This window comes from uncultured Paraglaciecola sp., assembly GCF_913058035.1.
In the GTDB taxonomy this organism is placed as follows: domain Bacteria; phylum Pseudomonadota; class Gammaproteobacteria; order Enterobacterales; family Alteromonadaceae; genus Paraglaciecola.
This window is the reverse complement of sequence record NZ_CAJXPA010000083.1, coordinates 1-19,062: the sequence shown is the minus strand read 5'-3', so window position 1 is coordinate 19,062 and position 19,062 is coordinate 1. Positions and strand designations below refer to the sequence as shown.

The following is a 19,062-nucleotide window of genomic DNA, read 5'->3' as shown; positions in this document are numbered from 1 at the left end:
ATTGGGTTTCGATTTAAATAATTATTTTTTTGGGAAAAAATTTTACACCGTTTTTTCACTGACTATAAACAGTTCCCTTGCAACATTTAATAATAAGCTAAGTCGCTATTTCCTTATTTTTTGAACGAATGTTTTTGAATATGTATTGATAAAAGAAATATAGCTTCCGCGCTGTGTATATCTTCTAGTCAGTCATTATATGTGGTTTTTGATTTTTAAAAATTTTACTGGTTAATATTTATATATGTCTTGTTTAACACGCAAATTACAGCAAAAGATAACACGCTATATTCAGAAGAACAGATCTCGTTTTTACTCTAACACACCTGAAATTATTCGTGAGGAGTTGGTTGACAAAGGGGTGTGCCCATCTGATGTAACAACTGACCAGATACATATTATCTTGAAAGAAGCGAAAAGTAGTTAACGGCTCTAAACACTCCAAAAGCTTAAGTTCTAAATTTTTATTGATTCGTTAAAGTACTTTTTTATATCCAAATTGAAATCACTTGGAAGCACTGCATCAAGAATTTTTAACCTATTACTGGCAGCAGATAAGTCCACTTCCTTGGGCTCCAAATAATGGTTGCCCCGTATTGAATAAAAAACTTTAACAACTGGTTTAACAGCGTGGCCATTGTTTTGCTTAAGAACCATGGCAATCTTTTCGTTGTCTAGTTTGACTAAGCTGCCCGAAGGAAAAATTCCGATGCATTGTACAAATTGAGCCACTAACCATTCGTCATACTTTCCAGGCGCATCGTCTAATAATATTTGTAATGCTTTTTTAGACGACATACCTGCCTTATAACATCTGTCTGCTGTTATAGCATCGTAAGTGTCAACTATGGCAATCATACGTCCAAACTGTGTGATATCGTCTCCTCTTAGACCTTCGGGGTAGCCATACCCGTCGAGTCTTTCATGGTGTTCTCCTATAGTTTTCACAATTGAATCAGGAATGCCCATTTCAACCAAAACCTTCATGCCATAATATACATGGTCTCTCATAATGGTCATTTCTTGTTCATTCAGATGACTAGGTTTATGTAATATTTCATCAGGAACTTTAATTTTACCAATGTCATGTAAAAATCCTGATAGAGTCAATTCTTGTATTTGTTCTTCGTCAAAGCCAAGATATGTTCCAAAATTTGCCAGCAAAATAGCCACATTTAATGAATGCTCTAAAAGATAGGTATCTTTCTCTCGTATTTTTGTCATGCACATTAAGGCATTAGGATTGCGATCAATAGAAGAAACAATATGGTTGGTGAATGCTTCTGGTACAGCAATGTCTATAGGTAAGCTTTTGGCAATGCTTTCTAACATTTTTTCTTGTAAGTGTTTACCTTTGTGGTGAAGTTTAATTGCAACTTCAAGTTCTACTTCAAAAGAAACTTTTTTTTGTAGTTTAGGCGGTGTTTCAGGCTTAAGCTTTTCTTTTTGAAGTGTAATTTCTTCTTCAACCTCGGACTCAAGTTGTTTGCTCATATCAACAACAAATGACAAAATTCCTTTCTTTTTGAGCTGCTTTATAGACGCAAGGGAAGTGACTCTACCTCGGCTAGATATTTTAAGTTTGCCTTGTTGTTTTGCAATAGAATCAACATACATTCCTACTTTAATTTGATCTACATCGAATATTTTTAACAAAAGCATCAACTCTTATGCTTAAAATTTACTACACCAAATCAAAATATCCGATTTGAACATTAAGAGCAAGATTAACTATTTATAAAAAGTAATTAATACTCTAATTTCCAAAGCAATTCGTGCAAATCGGGATGCCACAGAAAAATCTTTAGGTTGATTCGGTTGTTAAAAACGAAAATATCTTCTTGTTCCAATAAGCCTATTTGTTTTTGGGATTGAGCAGAACCTACCGGAAAAGCAATTTGTCCATTAGAACGTAGAACTTTATACCAAGGCAATGACATACCCTCTGGCACACAACTCAGCGACTTCCCGACTAACCTTGCCCGTCCAGGTAAACCCGCAAGATCAGAAATTTGACCATAGCTTGCCACTTTACCAAAAGGGATAAGCTGCACTATTCGCCAAATTTTGGTGTATGTAGGGAGCTCATACATTACAAAAATTAGTCTGCTTCATCAAAAGGATACAGTGTTTTGATTTGATCTAGTGCTAATGATTTTTCTTGTTGATTAACATTTCGATATAGCGCTAATGTACTAGGCGATGCATACCCAGCAATTTGTTCAATGTCATTGAGTTTAGCACCTTGGCTGATTAGATAATTTAGGTACGTATGCCGTAATACATCAAGTGATAGTTGTTCAGGAAAGGCCATCCTAGCATCGTGCCCTATATTGACCAGTAAATGTAAAAAGTCTTCGTGACTTTTTACATTTGACCATATAACTTGTTCATCAACCAAGCTGTTACATGTCACTTGCAAAGCATCTGCTAGATCTTTTTTAATGCATATGCTGCGAGAAAACTGGTTTTCTATCTGGAGAGTTGAATAACCCTGTTTGAAGTTTACTTTTTTTAACACCAGTAATTCGTCGATGTTTACACCGCTCAAAATCAGTCCTAACAACACCCTACCTTGATTGTTTGCAATAGAAAAAAGCAGCCTACATTCATCTGGGCTTAGCACTCGTAAAACCTGGGATACAGACCCTAACTTAGCAGTCTCGGATGGCTTCTGAATATAAGATTCTTTCAGTCTCTGATGTTGAGTAAAACCGATGTTTGGAAAGTGACTGGTCTCATCCTGTCCAGGAAACATCACAAAATTACTGGTGCTAGCTGAGGCTTTTTGCTTAAATATAAAACTGAATAACAACATAGACAATACTGCTAAAAACACTGCAGTTATTAGACTAATCAGGCTCTGAAGTTGGTAGTTTGGTCCTATAGCAAAACTTGGAACATATGCGGGCTCGAGTATCGTAATTTTTGCATCGAAAGGCTTTGATACTTCTTGTGCAACTTGTTGATTTTTTAGTATTTGAGATTGAGTTTGGAGAGCTTTTAACTCGTCGTCTAACCTTTTATATTGCTCTAGGTTTTGGCTAAACACTTGCGCAAGTTTGTTCTTTTCAACAAGCTGAGTATTCATCTGATCCACTTTTCCTTTTGAAACACTAAGATCGCGCTCTACATCAAGCAGATAATTGGATTGGCTGGTTTTTATTTGTTCATCGAGTAAAATTTGAAGCTGAAGTATTTCTTTTTGCAAAGTTACAATATCTGGGTCTCGTTCTAAATAGGCTTGGGTATACTTGTCAGACAAAGTAGATAGATTGGCATTAAGTCCTTGCAGGTTGAGTTTAATCGCATCTATTTGCGATTTATCCACTGGTCGAATAATTGCTTTTCCACTATTGATGAACTCATTCAAACTATCAAGCAACGCCTGTGCTTGTGCTTTATCGGCCAACGCTTGGTCAAGATTAGTTCCTAAGTTTTTTGTTTGACTTAGTACTCGATTTTCATCTCTTTCTAGTGACGTGATGTTGTTTTCATTGGCAAATATTTCTAACTGTTGTTCTTGCTCGGCTATTTTTAATTCCAAAAGTTGCGATTGTTGGTCTGCAATTAGTAACTTATCCTGTCTGTTTACTAGTGATTCGGATGCAACTAAATTTAGGTACACCTTTGCCCACGCATCTAATATTGGTTTGAGGGTTTGCAACTCGCTACCGTTGGCTTTTAGAGTAATAATACGACCTGTTATACTCGCTTGCGCTGATAGACCTTCAAAAAGCGCCTGTACATTAGTCATCAACCTCTGCTCTTGTTCAAGCTCCTCGACAACAAGACTCATTACACTGTTGCTTTTTAATCTTTGACTATGCAGAGATATTTGCCTTTGTGCTAGTTCACTAAATTCTAACTCAGTTTGCGAGGCATACGAAAAATGTAAGATAGATTGGCTTTGATATGTTGGTGATTGACTCCAAATTACAATGTTAGAAATAATCAATATTAACAAAAAAACACTAGCCAAAATCTGCCACTTACGCTTTTGAAAGCTTCTATGTAAAGAGTCTGATGGGTCTGTTCTATTATTGAAGGGTTGATTTGGCATGTAATCAACATTGTTATCTGATGACATGAAAAACACCTAAGGTAAATAAATAGTTAACTATTCTAATCAAACAATATCCGGTGAGCATATAATTCCTTTTTGCTTTATATTTTCAACTAAAGTCGTTCTGAAGGTCGGCTGCAGAATTCTTAAACAAATCTAACAGGCCCTATGCATAAATTGTAAAGGAGTTTTAAATATATAAATATGAAAATTTTAAAAACTAATAAAAGACAAATATGTACCATTTGTTACTACCCACAGAAAACTTGTTTATGTGAATGGATAAATCCCATTACATCGCCTCTCAACATTATTGTTTTACAACATCCTAAAGAATCAAGACATGCAAAAAATACAGTTAAGCTGTTAACATTAGGCTTAAAAAAGATAATGATATTACAAGGTGAGAAGCCTGAAGACTGGACAGAATTATCTCAAAATATAGCTAAACAACCGCAAGATTACAGCTTACTTTACCCACATAAACAAAGTAAATCTATGGAATCTATTATCTCACCAGAATCAAAAGAAAGCATTTTCCCAATCAATCACAATGTTATATTTATTGATGCATCATGGCGCAAAGCTCTGAAAATTTGGCATCTTAATCCCTGGTTGCAACTGTGTAATAGTTGGCACTTTACCAATCCACCTGATAATCAATATCACGTTAGACATACAACCCAACAAAATAGTCTATCAACGCTTGAGTCAGTTGTTTACTTACTTGAGTACACCCACAACATTGATTGTAAGCCGCTGCATACACTACTCTCAAAAATGCAGCAGAAGTGTTTCATAGAAAACTACAAGCAATAATATGAACGATTAAAAGCATTATTTTTTTGTCAGTTATTTGTTACGGTAATAAACAAATGCTTGGCTTTACGAATTCAGTCGACAAGTCAATTCTGACAAATTTTATTACTCCTTTATTGAAAATCGTTTTGATAATCAATATCACTTAACGACAAACAGCACATTTTTTCTCATTTATTCATCACTGGAGATTGGTTGATTACAGATGTAAATGCGGGCAAATTAACAACTGTCACTATAGTAGGTATAGAAACTTCGATAGACGTTTGTGCTTTTCCTAAAGTAATTAATAGTAAACACGGGGGGTGAAATTTATAAAAACAATTAGTAAAAAAGCTGACATTTACTAATAAAACATGCAGGATCATTCATCTGTTTGGGGCATGCTTAAATATTTAGAAACGCCTGCTACCAAGACGTGATAATGGGCCTGGAAAAATGGCTAAGCCAATGACACAATTCCATAGGATAAACTTTATAGTTTCTTAAACTCGAAAGTTTGCGGTGCAGTAAGAAGACCCGTAATTTTTAACGAGGTGACCTTGAAATATCTACTTTTTGTATTTATATTTTTTTTTACTTTGTCAGTAAATGCACGTAACCTTGCCAATTCAACACAGGCAGAACCCATTGAAATAATTGAAGTTAATTCTCAAAAGCGGCTTCAAGATATTCGTGATGTCGCGATGTCTTTAAATGTTGTCGATGGCCAAACCATCATTGATCGACAACTCAAAGATACAACAGCACTTTCAGCTATTGTACCGAATTTCAAGATTACCCAAAACGCGGCAGAAGGAACCCCACCAGCGGTTAATATTCGAGGTGTAGGCAGCGTAGATTACAACACTTCGACACAATCTCCTGTTGGTGTCTATTTAGACGGAACAGCCAGTGCGTCAGCCAACTCTCAAATGGTAAATCTATTTGATGTTGAGTCAGTTGAAATATTGCGAGGTCCACAAGGTACGTTATTTGGCCGTAATACCACTGGTGGCGCGATATTAATCAACTCAGTTAGTGCTAAAATGGACAACTCTGGCTACTTTAGTTTGAGTTATGCCCAGCGCAATCACCTTTCCACTGAAGGCGCAATTAATCTCCAGTTAAACGACAACATGGCTACTCGTTTAGCCTTTAGTCATCAAGATTATGAATATTCAACAAATAACTTAGCACCCAACACACCACAAGCAAAGATGCGTCAAACTCATGGGCGATTATCTGTCTTAGGTCAGTGGGACAAGCTCACTATCGATAGTAAAATTTATCTGAGTAAATGGGATGGTATTGTTAATCCTGTAGGCAGTATTGGCGTAATCAAAAGTTTTGATCCAGCTACCGGCTTACCTGTATCTTTTTGCTCACCCAGTGCAGCTGGTTCTGCGGCTTGCACTGATGCCTTTGGTTTTAATAGTGGCTCGAATGATTTTCATGATGTAGCCGTTAATAACAACATTAGCGGCAATAGCCCACATAAAACAGACTCACATGGTATTAATGTAGAAGCCCGATATGAATTTAATGATAATAATTATTTAGTCAGTTTATCCAACTTCTCTACGCTAGACAGAGAGCATTACTTTAACAGTGATGGAAGCCCTGCTAGCTTAGGAGAAGGTAATCAAAATGTTGGCACAGATACGTTTAGCCAAGAGTTGAGATTACATCAAGAGATAGGTGATATTTATGTGATTTCTGGCCTGTACATTTTGAATGAAACTTTAAAGCAGGATAATCGTTTCGATTTACTCAGAGATTTTCGTGCTGTTGAAGGGTTATTTAGCAACGCTGTAACTTTTTTATATGATAATACAATAAAGATAAAATCTTCGGCTTTGTTCGCACACATCGAATACCCATTATCTGAGCAGACAACGTTTAGTGCAGGCTTACGTTATAGCGATGAAAGCACAGATTATAATGCTATCGGTCAAATCAATATTGCCACTTTTGCAAATGATCAAACTGGTTTGACAATCCCAGGTTGGGATGCTTCTGGCAATATTGATGATAACAACTTATCTGGAAAGATTGCGTTGTTACACAAGCTCAGCGATAAACATTCTGGCTTTGTCAGTTTCTCCCGAGGCTTTAAGAGTGGTGGCTACAACGGAGCACTGATAAGCTCAGCCGCAGAAGCACAGAACAATGATTATGGTGCAGAAACCTTAAACGCTTATGAAGTTGGTCTTCACAGTCAATTAAGTCAATCAATTCGTTTGTATTCAGCCGCTTTTTATTATGATTATCAAGACCAACAAGTGTTTATGAATCAATCGGCCATCACGCCGGGCGCACCGCCACTTCAATTATTAAGTAATGTCGGTAAATCGACTATTTATGGAGCAGAATTTGATTTGAACGCACAAATAACACCTGCTTTATCAACCAAGTTTTCAATTGGTTATCTCCCAGAAGCAAACCTTGTATCTTTTATTGATTTAGCTGGCGTTAGAATAAAAGATAATCGACTACCTTTCACATCTAAGTGGAATGTTGCAGCACAGGCAGACTATGTAGTTGAACTTAATTCAGCTCAATTAAACTTCCACATTGATGCCGATTATCAGTCAGAGTTTTATTTTGATCAAAATCAAAGTGCCTACGCTATTCAAAAGGGTTATCTACTTTGGAATGCACGCATAGCATGGGCAGAGGCAGACTGGAACTTAGGAGCATGGGTGAAAAACTTAACAAATGAGGAATATAGTCATCTAAAATTTGATTTAGTGAATCTATTTGGCATGCTGCAAGACTTTAAAGGTGAAGCCAGACAAGTTGGCCTTGATTTTCGTTATGAGTTTTAGTTTGGTTAATCAAACAACGTCACGCAATAACCGTGTATATTTATAAAGTGAAGTGATAAGTGTGTGGTAATAGTTTGAAAAAAGTTAAATTATTGGCGGGTCTTTTAGTTTTATATATTTTTATCGCGGTAAATGCGTTAGCTGCGCCTACCATTAATATTGCTAGCTTTAATCTGAGCAACATTAAGGATCAGAATATTAGTGACGATGTTAGCTATTTTTCACTTAAGGACAACGCAGCACCTCCCCCCAACCAATTGAACCAGCTCGGAGTCTGGCTAAACACCTTAGCTTCATATCAAACCACCGATGTATTTGGAGACAAATACGTTGCAGCATTTCAAATTTATAATGATACACAGCTAACCGAATGGTTTATTTATCCTTATGGGTCAGTAGTACAAAATATAGAAATATTTTATTTTAGTAACGATACCCCCACTAACTCTTTTAAAACCGGTCATGGTTTAAAAAATCAACAAGATTTTCATTACGGAAGCAAAATTGAAATATTACCGGGACAGCACAAAACCTTGTTAATGTTATTTGAAAGCGAGTATTTTTTCGCTCCCATCAAAATTTTAGTAAAGCCTCATCTCCAAGCTGAACAGAAGTTTCAATTAGAGAACGTCATATTACTGATTAGCTTAGGTATGTGTTTTGCTCTGGGTATTTACAACTTATTTATTTTTTTCAGCACTCGAAATGTTCAATATTTAACCTATGCATTATCTACTATTGCTTATTCTTTAGGTTGGACTGCTGTATTTGGCGTGCCCGAGTTTGTAGGATTTAAAAGCTCAGAACATTGGTTAATGCCCGCGTTCATAATAGGCTCCATTTTTTATTGTTTCTTTAATATCCAATTTTTACACCTAGAAGAATTAGCACCTAAAACAGCTAAAGCACTAAAAATCATTGCTTCTCTTGCAACTTTATCATTACCTTTTGCTTTCTATAACCAAGGTGTAGCTTTATATTTAGCCTCTTTGGTTACCTCTGCAGTGTGCATTTTAGGTCTCTATTCTGGCATACGATGTTGGATGAACGGTTATTCGCCAGCCAAATATTTTGTATTTGCTTTGTTGTCAGTATTATTACCAAACATGGTAGGAAACTTAATGAACTTCGGAGTATTACCAGGGATAAACGTTAACATTTATCTATTAGGTTTAATTGGAAACAGTCTAGAAAGCTTATTATTTGCTTTTGCGTTAGCAGCTCAATTACGACTTCTGACATTAGAAAATATTGAGTTGACAACTACGTTAGACAAAACTGTGCAAGAGCGTACTTTTGAACTTAAAAAAGCTAATTATCAGCTGGAACAAACCAATAGCGACTTAATTGAGGCAAGTAATACTAAAGGCCAATTTTTAGCCACCATGAGTCATGAAATTCGTACTCCTTTAACCTCTATCATTGGTTATGCCAACGGTATTTTACTCGGTGATATAGACAAAGCTGAGCAAGAACGTGTCACCCAAATCATCGCTGAAAATGGTAATCACCTATTGAGCGTTATTAACGATATATTGGATATTAGTAAGATAGAAGCCAACAAACTCGACTTTGAATCAATACCAACTCCGTTGTTTTCAGTCTTGGCACAAATCGAATCTGTTGTGGGTAAACGAGCCAGAGATAAGGGTTTAGCTTTTCATTTGGAATATAAATTTCCGCTGCCAGCACAAATTAATACCGACCCAACACGCCTGAAACAAATCTTATTTAATTTAACGAATAATGCCATTAAGTTCACTGAACGCGGGTATATAGGTTTATCGGTAAGTTTGATAGACAATAGATTACAAATAAAAGTCAAAGACTCTGGCGAAGGTATCTCTACGAAGCAGCAAGAGCATCTATTCCAACCCTTTACCCAAGCTGACAGCTCAATCAACAGACGATTTGGAGGTACTGGTTTAGGACTGAGTATTTCACGTCGATTAGCTAACGGTTTAGGTGGCGATATTAAGGTGCACAGTACTCCTCGAAAGGGCTCAACTTTCACCTTAAATATTGACTTGTCCGTTGTGCAAGACACCCCATGGATAAACAATGTAGGAGAAATATGGCAGTCTACTCCAACTAAATCTGTCAAAACTTCTGCATTGCCCAATTTCGTGGGCAATAAAGTGTTGCTAGCAGACGATCATCCCAACAATCGCGAATTGATATCCATACTCTTAAAACGTATGAATATTACCGTTACTGAAGTAGAAAACGGTAAACAGGCACTGGATACAATTTTTTATCAAAAGTTTGATTTAATTTTACTTGATATCCACATGCCCCAAATGAATGGTACAGAAGCACTTAAAAAGATTAGGGCATCAGGAAACTATACGCCGGTAATAGCATTAACAGCTAACAATATGAAACATGAGATTGAACATTATATGCGTCTTGGCTTTTCAGATCATTTAGCCAAGCCCGTTTCTCGTCAACACTTTATTAGTAAACTATCCCTTTACCTTAACAAACAAGGTGAAATAGATCTCCCTCTTCACCAGGGTGATATGCTGAGGTTAATAAAAGACTATCAAGAAGATTTACGAGAACAAGTAGTCGACATACAACTAGCGCTAGAGCAACGTGATTTAACCGTTATAAGTGAAATAGCCCATAGAATAAGAGGATCAGCTGGCTCTTTTGGTTTTGATATTATTGGGCAAAAATTTGCAGATATTGAGCACTCTTCTCTGCAAGATGACGAAATAGCGGTAACTTATGAGTTACCTAAGGTATTGGCCTTAACCATGCAATGTATTGAGCTACCGGGTGTAGATATTGCACAAGGTATTGTTAAACATCACAACAGTGCCAAGCTATTTTTAAAAGCTATTTTTGAATTAATGAAGCATTCTAAGCAAACCCTTAAAGACTTAACCGCTGCATTGGACAACAATGAAATCAATAGTGCTTTGGTTCATTTATACAAGTTTTTCCCTGCTAGCTATGATTGTGCATTAATTCAGTCTAAACCGGCATTTAAAGCCTTGGAGGACATAATTAAAAAGGGCAAACTTGAACCCAAAGAGTATGAACCTCAACTTGATGTTATCCGTGCTCACTTTATAGAATTAACCGCATTATTAAATCCAAACCTAATTGACGAAATATAATTATTTAGTCGTTTTAATCTCTTTTGAAATACATGAGTGATGATTAAAACATCTGTCGCGGTTTCCTGTTGCACTTAAAACTGATCTTGATAGTCTTTTTGTATGCTTTACTTTTTGTCAATTCATATTGACGAAAGCTTGAGATGAAGAGCGATTAATTGTTGGTCACCTATAACCTGTGCAGTATGCCCATGTATGTTGTTCTTAAAAAGATATTGGCAGGTGACATATCTTGGGCGATAAACGCATCACCAGCGCAAAAGTCGTGATAACTATCATCCCGTAAACCGATGCCTAGAATACCCGAACGAATAAGGACAAGAGTGGGATCACCCGCCACATGCCAGTCACTAAAATACCCTGGTTCACTCACTTTGTGACGAAAGTTTAATGCTGTTTGACGAGGTGAAATAAACGAACCATTATAATCGTCAAGGCAATACTGCCGCTCGATAAAATATGAGTGTATTGTTGCTTCGTTACATAATATTGGGATACTTAAATTCGGCATAGCGCACGCCATAAGTTGTTAAACGGATAAAGGGATGTAGGGGTAAGTCATAAAGTCATAAAAATGACACGTACACCGATCAAGGATAGTGTGCATAACTCAATTTTTGAAAAACAACTTTGATATTAGTTCTTTATCATTTCTTACTAGCAGAATGTCAAAAAATCCCATACTTTATCCATCACAATATATTCAAAGTGATTTGTAAGAGCAAAATTATGTATCGGATAATAAATAAAGTAGTAGTGATGGTTATTTTTAGTGGGTTGGCCATGTGCAGCCTAGCTCAGAATCGAATTGATGTTCAACGGCCTGATGCACCTGAATTAGCTTCTTATGGGCAATATGCAATTGGTGTAAAAACTGTAAATATTATCAACCCACGACAAATTGATATTATTAGTATCGACCTTGCTCAGCCCGAGTTAGCCGATCTACCTAGATACGATCGTTCGTTAACCCTAGAGGTTTGGTATCCAGCTATAAAAAGTAGCCAAGGTAATACGTCTCTCGATGTTTATTTACGCGACGGCAAAACCGAAGTTAGTGTAATAGGTAAAGCAATACGCGACGCCAAACCGATAGTTAATAATAAAAAATACCCTCTCGTATTAATATCTCACGGTTATCCCGGTAATCGTTTTTTGTTATCTCACCTTGCTGAAAATATTGCTTCAAAAGGCTATGTAGTAGTATCAATTGATCACACTGACTCCACCTATCGCACACAAGCTGCTTTTGGTTCAACTTTGGTCAATCGACCACTGGACCAATTGTTTACTCTTGACCAAATAGCGATTATGTCAAAAGACAATACTTCGTTTTTATACCACTTAGTAAACCCCCAAAATACAGCTTTAATCGGTTACTCTATGGGTGGCTACGGAGCCGTAATTGCTGCTGGTGGTAGTGTTACCCAACAAGCAGTAGATTACTCATGGGGGGCACCACACAACACATTAGCAATACACCAGAATCTTAATAAAACCAACACATCGCCTGATCCTAGACTAAAAGCGGTGATTGCTTTTGCACCTTGGGGAATGAATGTTGGTGTATGGAACCAAACTACTCTTAAAGGGGTAAAGGTTCCCATGTTATTAGTAGCAGGCTCGGTTGATGATGTATCGGGTTACGAAAAAGGTGTCCGGGCGATTTGGAAAGGAATAACCAGTGTAGACAGAACCTTATTGACTTTTGACAATGCCAACCATAGCGCTGGAGCGCCCATGCCTGCTCCTGAAGAGTCTTATGCCTATGATGAAGCTCTTGGATTCAACATTAGTGAACACTACACTGACGCCGTTTGGGACAGTGTCCGCATGAACAATATATCTCAGCATTTTGTTACTGCATGGTTAGAAAAATATTTAAAGGGTAATGTTGAAATGGATAATTACCTAAACCTTGAAGCCAGTTCAAACGACGGGATTTGGAGCAAGGATGCTGAAGGTCAATCAAATTCTGACCATACTCATTGGGCAGGCTTCAAAAACCGCACAGCAAAAGGCTTGAAATTTGAAAAATTAGCCAAGGGTGAGTAGGCTAATTTTCACTCTTCAATGGGTTATTATTAGTGTGTGGTTTTATCCCCCCAGATATCTGTTAAGCGTTGGTCTCGGCCACAATTCCAACGATACAATTTGTATCTAACAGTATTTTTTTTGTAATAATCTTGATGAAAACTTTCATTGCCTTTTATTGGATAAAAAATCGAAGTAGGTAAGATGGGTGTGACTACTTGTTGATTAGGAAATTGCGTGATTACTTTTTGTTTAGATAATTGAGCAATTTCCCGTTCTTTTTCATCAGCTACAAAAACAGCACTTAAGTAGCTAAATCCTTTATCGCAAAATTGCCCCTTATCATCAAAGGGGTCGATATTCACCCAAAAATGATCGAGTAAAGCTTGATAAGACACTATATTGGGATCGTACGTTATTTCAACCGCCTCGTAATGGCCTGTATGGTTACCGCTATAAGTTGGGTTTTCTAAAGTACCACCAGTAAAACCTGAAATAACGTCAGTTACCCCTTTTAGCTTTTCAAAATCTGACTCCATGCACCAGAAACATCCACCAGCAAAAACAGCTTTATCAGCTGTTGCTTGGGAGGTGTATAAAGTAAATATAGCGACCAAAGACAACAATAGTTTTAATTTCACAAAGTTTTCCTTCATTACTGAATGTAATTATTTACACTAAGATTACATATTAAGACCAAAGTTTGGATACAAACTTTCAATTTAATCTATAAAACAAAAAACCCAGCATAAGGCTGGGTTTTTAAGTATTTCATTTGTGACTACTTGCGCAATTTTTGGATCAGTCTTAATTGTGCAATAGCTTCGGCTAACTCAACAGCTGCTTCAGCATACTCAAAATCTGCACTTGGATTAGCAATATGTTCTTCAGCGCGTTTTTTTGCGTCCAAAGCTGCTTGTTCGTCCAAATCTTCTGCACGAATAGCTGTATCGGCTAATACAGTCACTGTACCTGGTTGTATCTCAAGTACACCACCGTTGATGTAGATACTTTCTTCATCACCGTGTTGCTTAACTAGACGTACCATTCCTGGTTTTAGAGTAGTTAATAATGGTGCATGACCAGGATAAATACCTAGTTCACCTTCACTACCTGTAACTTGAATAGTTTTAACCAAACCAGAAAAAATACTAGTTTCGGCGCTTACTACGTCTAAATGTACGGTCGCTGCCATAAAAACCTCCAATTAAAAACAAGTTTCCAAATCCATCTAGTCTGGGCTCTTAAGGAAATGCGCAATGTAAAAAATTACATGAGCGCTTCCATTAGGGAGTCCGGACTAAATAAGCCGAAGGTTACATGTTTTTGGCTTTTTCGCTTGCTTCTTCGATCGTTCCAACCATATAGAAAGCCTGCTCTGGTAGGTGATCGTATTCACCATTCAAGATGCCGCTAAAACCAATGATTGTATCTTTCAAAGAAACATATTTACCAGGTGAACCAGTGAATACTTCTGCTACGAAGAAAGGTTGTGATAAGAAACGCTGAATTTTACGAGCTCGCGATACTGACTGCTTATCTTCTTCAGAGAGTTCATCCATACCTAAAATAGCGATGATGTCTTTCAATTCTTTATAACGTTGCAATACTGACTGCACACCACGTGCTGTGTCGTAATGCTCTTGACCAATAACAAGTGGGTCAAGTTGACGAGAAGTAGAATCAAGTGGGTCAACCGCAGGGTAAATACCCAAAGACGCAATATCACGTGATAATACAACCGTTGCATCCAAGTGAGCAAACGTTGTAGCAGGTGATGGATCAGTTAAATCATCCGCAGGTACATATACCGCTTGGATTGAAGTAATCGAACCTGTTTTAGTTGATGCGATACGCTCTTGTAATACGCCCATTTCTTCAGCTAGGGTAGGCTGGTAACCTACAGCTGATGGCATACGTCCCAACAGAGCAGATACTTCTGTACCCGCTAGAGTGTAACGGTAGATATTATCAACAAAAAACAACACATCCCGACCCTCATCACGGAATTTTTCCGCCATGGTTAAACCCGTTAAAGCAACACGTAAACGGTTACCAGGAGGCTCATTCATTTGGCCATATACTAGGGATACTTTGTCTAGTACGTTTGAGTCGTTCATTTCGTGATAGAAATCGTTACCTTCACGAGTACGCTCACCTACACCAGCAAATACTGAGTAGCCGCTGTGCTCTATAGCGATGTTACGAATAAGCTCCATCATGTTGACAGTCTTACCTACACCAGCACCACCGAACAATCCAACTTTACCACCTTTAGCAAACGGGCAAACTAAGTCAATAACTTTGATGCCTGTTTCAAGTAGTTCAACTGACATTGATTGTTCTTCGTAAGTAGGTGCTTCACGGTGAATAGACATACGTTCTTCTTCACCGATAGGGCCCGCTTCATCAATAGGATTACCTAATACATCCATGATACGACCCAATGTAGCTACGCCAACTGGAACCTGAATTGATTGACCACTGTTTTCTACAGCTAGGCCACGACGCAAACCGTCAGTGGAACCCATTGCGATGGTACGCACCACGCCACCACCTAATTGCTGTTGTACTTCCAAGGTCAAACCTTGCAAATCACCTTCGGTAATTTGCAATGCGTTATATATTTTTGGAACCGAATCTTGTGGAAACTCAATATCCACTACGGCGCCAATTATTTGGACGACCTTACCATGACTCATGTTAATTCCTCTTAAATTCTAAAACCATTGCCTACACCGCTGCCGCGCCGCTTACAATCTCACTAATTTCTTGTGTGATTGCTGCTTGGCGTGCCTTGTTGTATATCAATTGCAAGTCATCAATGATGTCACCCGCGTTATCGGTTGCAGCTTTCATAGCCACCATACGAGCAGCTTGTTCAGATGCTCCATTTTCAACAACGCCTTGATACACTTGAGATTCAATAAACCTGATCAATAACATATCTAAAATAGGTTTTGGATCAGGTTCGTATATATAGTCCCAACGGTGTTGTAATTCTTTTTCTTCAGATTTAGGCAAAGGCAACAATTGATCTATCTGCGGCTCTTGCGCCATGGTATTTATAAACTTATTAAATACCAAATATAAGCGATCTATTTTTCCGTCATTAAATGCATCTAACATAATACGCACTAAACCAATGATTTCACTCATAGTTGGCGCATCACCTAAACCTGATTCAGCGGCTAAAACACTGCCACCAAAACGGTTAAAAAAGGCAACAGATTTAGCACCTAATGCAGCAAAATCAACTTGAACATTTTGTTCTTGCCATTTTTTTGCATCTTTCACCACCATCTTGAATTCGTTGGTGTTTAAACCACCGCATAATCCACGGTCAGTTGAAATCACAATATAACCAACGCGTTTTACTTCACGCTCTTCCAAATAAGGATGGCGATATTCAAGGTTAGCGTTTGCTAGGTGACCGATGACATTTCGAATATTCTCAGCATATGGACGGCCTGAGGCCATACGGTTTTGCGCCTTTTTCATTTTAGACGCTGCAACCATTTCCATAGCGCTGGTGATCTTCTGCGTATTTTTAATACTGCCGATCTTACCTTTTATCTCTTTACCGCTAGCCATAAACTCTATCTCCGATTATTCAACATGTTGACCACTAAACTTAACAAAGCCTAGTGGTCTAATTGATTACCACGTTTGTGTTGCTTTAAATTTCTCTAGAGCCGCATTTAACGTCGCTTCAATTTCTTTGTCGAAATTACCCGTAGTATTAATAGTGTTCATTAGCTCGCTATATTCACTGTTCATAAAGGAGTGTAAAGAGGCTTCAAAATCTAGTATTTTAGATAATTCAACATCTTGTAGATGACCCTTTTCAACAGCAAACAATGAAATACCCATATCAGCGACCGAAAGAGGTGCATACTGGTTTTGTTTCATCAATTCCATTACTCGCTCGCCGTGTTCAAGTTGTGCACGCGTTGCGTCATCAAGGTCAGATGCAAACTGCGAGAAAGCCGCTAATTCACGATACTGAGCTAGAGCTAGACGAATACCGCCACCTAGCTTCTTGATAATTTTAGTTTGCGCAGCACCACCGACACGAGATACCGATATACCAGCATTAACCGCTGGACGGATACCTGCATTGAACAAATCGGTCTCTAAAAAGATTTGGCCATCAGTAATCGAAATTACGTTAGTAGGTACAAATGCTGATACATCACCTGCTTGGGTTTCAATAATAGGTAATGCTGTCAAAGAACCTGTTTTGCCTTTAACTTCACCTTTAGTAAAACGTTCAACATATTTGTCATTCACGCGTGCAGCACGTTCAAGAAGACGAGAGTGAAGATAGAAAACGTCTCCAGGGTAAGCCTCACGACCAGGCGGACGACGTAACAATAATGAAATTTGACGGTATGCAACAGCTTGCTTAGACAAGTCATCATATACGATCAATGCATCTTCACCGCGGTCACGGAAATATTCACCCATAGTACAACCAGAGTAAGGCGCCAAGTACTGTAATGCTGCTGACTCTGATGCAGAAGCGGCAACCACTATAGTATGAGCCATAGCGTCGTGTTCTTCTAACTTACGTACTACGTTTGCAATAGTTGATGCTTTTTGACCAATCGCAACATATATACATTTAACACCCGAATCTTTTTGATTGATAATGGCATCAATTGCAAACGCTGTTTTACCCGTTTGACGGTCACCGATAACTAATTCACGCTGTCCACGACCCACTGGGATCATGGCATCAACTGATTTATAACCAGTTTGAATAGGTTGATCGACTGATTGACGTTCAATAACGCCCGGTGCAATTTTTTCTACAGGTTCATAGCCATCAGCATCGATAGCACCTTTGCCATCAATCGGGGCACCTAGAGTATTTACAACTCTACCAAGCAGATTTCGACCTACCGGTACTTCTAGGATACGTCCAGATGATTTAACTTTTACGCCTTCTTGTAAGTCAGCGTAAGGACCCATTACAACCGCACCTACAGAGTCACGCTCTAGGTTCAATGCGATTGCGTAACGCTTACCTGGAAGCTCAATCATTTCGCCTTGCATTACATCTGCAAGGCCATGGATGCGAATAATACCGTCGGTTACACCAACAATAGTTCCTTCATTACGAGCTTCACTTACTACTTCGAACTTCTCAATACGTTGTCTGATTAATTCTGCAATTTCAGTGGAATTCAGTTGCATACTCTTTTCCCCGTTATGCTTGTAACGCGTCTGATAGACGGTTTAATTTACTTCGAAGTGAACCGTCAATAACTGTGTCGCCGGCTTTTATAAGTACACCAGCTATCAATTCAGGATCCACGCTACAATTTAGCTTAACTTTACGTGCAAGACGTGTTTCAAGAGACTTGCTAATATCTGTTTGTTGCTTTTTGTTAAGTTTGACAGCTGAAATGATATCAACGTCAATTTCTTTTTCAAAATCAGATTTGAACTGATTAAACAACATAGAAATATCTGGAAGCGCTTGTAAGCGTCTATTTTCAGCCAAAACATTCATAAAGTTTTGACCCTGTAGGTCGAGTTGTTCACCACACACGCCATTAAAAATTTCTGCTAGCTTTTCGACTGCCAACGAACCGGTCAATAAAGACTTTATGGTATCGTTTTTAGAAATTTCAGCAGCAAAAAATAGCATTTCCTGCCAATGTGCAATGTCTTTATTCTCGACCGCGTAATCGAACGCAGCTTTGGCGTATGGGCGAGCGATGGTAGTCCATTCAGACATAGCTCATTCTCCCCTATAGTTCAGCGACAAGTTTTGCAACTATGTCACTTTGTGCCGCAGCATCTATTTCGCGCCCTAAGATCTTTTCAGCACCGGCAACAGCCAAAATAGCTACTTGTTTACGTAACTCTTCTTTAGTGCGGTTTCTTTCTGCTTCGATCTCTGAGTGTCCTTGAGCAATGATTTTTTCACGCTCTGAATGGCCACGTTGCGTTTCTTCGTCAACAATAGTTGACCCGCGCTTCTTGGCCTGCTCAATAATTTCTGCTGCTTGCGTTTTAGCAATTTTAAGCTGGGCATCAACTTCTACTTGAGCAACTTCAAGAGCTTTTTCACCCTCTTCAGATGCAGCTAAGCCGTCAGATATTTTCTTTTGGCGATCTTCAATAGCACCAATGATCGGAGGCCATACATATTTCATGCAGAACATCACAAACACAGTAAATGCTATTAGAT

General features: G+C 38.2%; 15 protein-coding genes. 4 read left to right on the top strand and 11 right to left on the bottom strand.

Features of this window, described 5'->3' with window-relative positions:
* Window positions 1–456 precede the first annotated feature (456 nt).
* The 3 genes from QZ562_RS12095 to QZ562_RS12085 form a co-directional block, all read right to left on the bottom strand.
* On the bottom strand, window positions 457–1,662 hold the full coding sequence (locus QZ562_RS12095; RefSeq protein WP_293760274.1) for an HD-GYP domain-containing protein: 1,206 nt from the start codon (window positions 1,660–1,662) through the stop codon (window positions 457–459).
* Window positions 1,663–1,748: 86 nt separating this feature from the next.
* On the bottom strand, window positions 1,749–2,093 hold the full coding sequence (locus tag QZ562_RS12090) for an MGMT family protein (protein ID WP_293760271.1): 345 nt from the start codon (window positions 2,091–2,093) through the stop codon (window positions 1,749–1,751).
* Window positions 2,094–2,101: 8 nt separating this feature from the next.
* Window positions 2,102–4,090, bottom strand: a complete 1,989-nt coding sequence (locus tag QZ562_RS12085; protein WP_293760269.1) for a tyrosine-type recombinase/integrase — start codon at window positions 4,088–4,090, stop codon at window positions 2,102–2,104.
* 180 nt (window positions 4,091–4,270) lie between these two features.
* Here QZ562_RS12085 and QZ562_RS12080 point away from each other — a divergent pair, with 180 nt between their 5' ends.
* The 3 genes from QZ562_RS12080 (at window position 4,271) to QZ562_RS12070 (ending at window position 10,823) form a co-directional block, all read left to right on the top strand.
* Window positions 4,271–4,885 carry a tRNA-uridine aminocarboxypropyltransferase gene (locus QZ562_RS12080; RefSeq protein ID WP_293760267.1) on the top strand — a complete coding sequence of 205 codons (615 nt, stop codon included), beginning with the start codon at window positions 4,271–4,273 and terminating at the stop codon, window positions 4,883–4,885.
* Between the two features lie 536 nt (window positions 4,886–5,421).
* Window positions 5,422–7,695: a TonB-dependent receptor gene (locus QZ562_RS12075; protein WP_293760265.1), complete on the top strand. Its 2,274-nt coding sequence runs from the start codon at window positions 5,422–5,424 to the stop codon at window positions 7,693–7,695.
* A gap of 74 nt (window positions 7,696–7,769) precedes the next feature.
* Entirely contained in the window at window positions 7,770–10,823 is a 3,054-nt protein-coding gene (locus QZ562_RS12070; RefSeq protein WP_293760263.1) for a response regulator, read from the top strand.
* A gap of 169 nt (window positions 10,824–10,992) precedes the next feature.
* On the opposite strand, the gene QZ562_RS12065 is transcribed toward QZ562_RS12070, so the two are convergent.
* A complete protein-coding gene (locus QZ562_RS12065) occupies window positions 10,993–11,334 on the bottom strand; it encodes a hypothetical protein (RefSeq protein ID WP_293760261.1) in 342 nt (113 codons plus the stop codon).
* A 218-nt stretch (window positions 11,335–11,552) separates the two neighbouring features.
* Between QZ562_RS12065 and QZ562_RS12060 the strand changes: the two genes are divergently transcribed.
* On the top strand, window positions 11,553–12,878 hold the full coding sequence (locus QZ562_RS12060; RefSeq protein WP_293760259.1) for a dienelactone hydrolase: 1,326 nt from the start codon (window positions 11,553–11,555) through the stop codon (window positions 12,876–12,878).
* Window positions 12,879–12,907: 29 nt separating this feature from the next.
* Here QZ562_RS12060 and msrA read toward each other — a convergent pair whose 3' ends face one another.
* The 7 genes from msrA to atpF form a co-directional block, all read right to left on the bottom strand.
* Window positions 12,908–13,498 (bottom strand): peptide-methionine (S)-S-oxide reductase MsrA, encoded by a 591-nt coding sequence (gene msrA, locus QZ562_RS12055; RefSeq protein WP_293760257.1) that lies wholly within the window; start codon window positions 13,496–13,498, stop codon window positions 12,908–12,910.
* Between the two features lie 140 nt (window positions 13,499–13,638).
* The gene (locus QZ562_RS12050) at window positions 13,639–14,052 is read right to left on the bottom strand and encodes a F0F1 ATP synthase subunit epsilon (RefSeq protein WP_293760255.1); all 414 of its coding nucleotides are present in this window, start codon (window positions 14,050–14,052) and stop codon (window positions 13,639–13,641) included.
* Window positions 14,053–14,173: 121 nt separating this feature from the next.
* Window positions 14,174–15,559: a F0F1 ATP synthase subunit beta gene (gene atpD, locus QZ562_RS12045; protein WP_293760253.1), complete on the bottom strand. Its 1,386-nt coding sequence runs from the start codon at window positions 15,557–15,559 to the stop codon at window positions 14,174–14,176.
* A gap of 31 nt (window positions 15,560–15,590) precedes the next feature.
* Window positions 15,591–16,451, bottom strand: coding sequence for a F0F1 ATP synthase subunit gamma (gene atpG, locus QZ562_RS12040; RefSeq protein WP_293760251.1), 861 nt, complete (start codon window positions 16,449–16,451; stop codon window positions 15,591–15,593).
* A 66-nt stretch (window positions 16,452–16,517) separates the two neighbouring features.
* Entirely contained in the window at window positions 16,518–18,059 is a 1,542-nt protein-coding gene (atpA, locus tag QZ562_RS12035) for a F0F1 ATP synthase subunit alpha (RefSeq protein ID WP_293760249.1), read from the bottom strand.
* Window positions 18,060–18,072: 13 nt separating this feature from the next.
* Window positions 18,073–18,606: a F0F1 ATP synthase subunit delta gene (gene atpH / locus QZ562_RS12030; protein WP_293760247.1), complete on the bottom strand. Its 534-nt coding sequence runs from the start codon at window positions 18,604–18,606 to the stop codon at window positions 18,073–18,075.
* Between the two features lie 13 nt (window positions 18,607–18,619).
* The coding region (gene atpF / locus QZ562_RS12025; RefSeq protein ID WP_293760245.1) for a F0F1 ATP synthase subunit B at window positions 18,620–19,062 on the bottom strand (443 nt) is incomplete at its 5' end.

What these genes read in the sequence shown, in the direction of transcription:
- QZ562_RS12095 (WP_293760274.1), bottom strand. Translation starts at nt 1,662, where the DNA reads ATGCTTTTGTTAAAAATATTCGATGTAGATCAAATTAAAGTAGGAATG.
- QZ562_RS12090 (WP_293760271.1), bottom strand. Translation starts at nt 2,093, where the DNA reads ATGTATGAGCTCCCTACATACACCAAAATTTGGCGAATAGTGCAGCTT.
- QZ562_RS12085 (WP_293760269.1), bottom strand. Translation starts at nt 4,090, where the DNA reads ATGTCATCAGATAACAATGTTGATTACATGCCAAATCAACCCTTCAAT.
- QZ562_RS12080 (WP_293760267.1), top strand. Translation starts at nt 4,271, where the DNA reads ATGAAAATTTTAAAAACTAATAAAAGACAAATATGTACCATTTGTTAC.
- QZ562_RS12065 (WP_293760261.1), bottom strand. Translation starts at nt 11,334, where the DNA reads ATGCCGAATTTAAGTATCCCAATATTATGTAACGAAGCAACAATACAC.
- QZ562_RS12060 (WP_293760259.1), top strand. Translation starts at nt 11,553, where the DNA reads ATGTATCGGATAATAAATAAAGTAGTAGTGATGGTTATTTTTAGTGGG.
- QZ562_RS12050 (WP_293760255.1), bottom strand. Translation starts at nt 14,052, where the DNA reads ATGGCAGCGACCGTACATTTAGACGTAGTAAGCGCCGAAACTAGTATT.
- atpD (WP_293760253.1), bottom strand. Translation starts at nt 15,559, where the DNA reads ATGAGTCATGGTAAGGTCGTCCAAATAATTGGCGCCGTAGTGGATATT.
- atpG (WP_293760251.1), bottom strand. Translation starts at nt 16,451, where the DNA reads ATGGCTAGCGGTAAAGAGATAAAAGGTAAGATCGGCAGTATTAAAAAT.
- atpA (WP_293760249.1), bottom strand. Translation starts at nt 18,059, where the DNA reads ATGCAACTGAATTCCACTGAAATTGCAGAATTAATCAGACAACGTATT.
- atpH (WP_293760247.1), bottom strand. Translation starts at nt 18,606, where the DNA reads ATGTCTGAATGGACTACCATCGCTCGCCCATACGCCAAAGCTGCGTTC.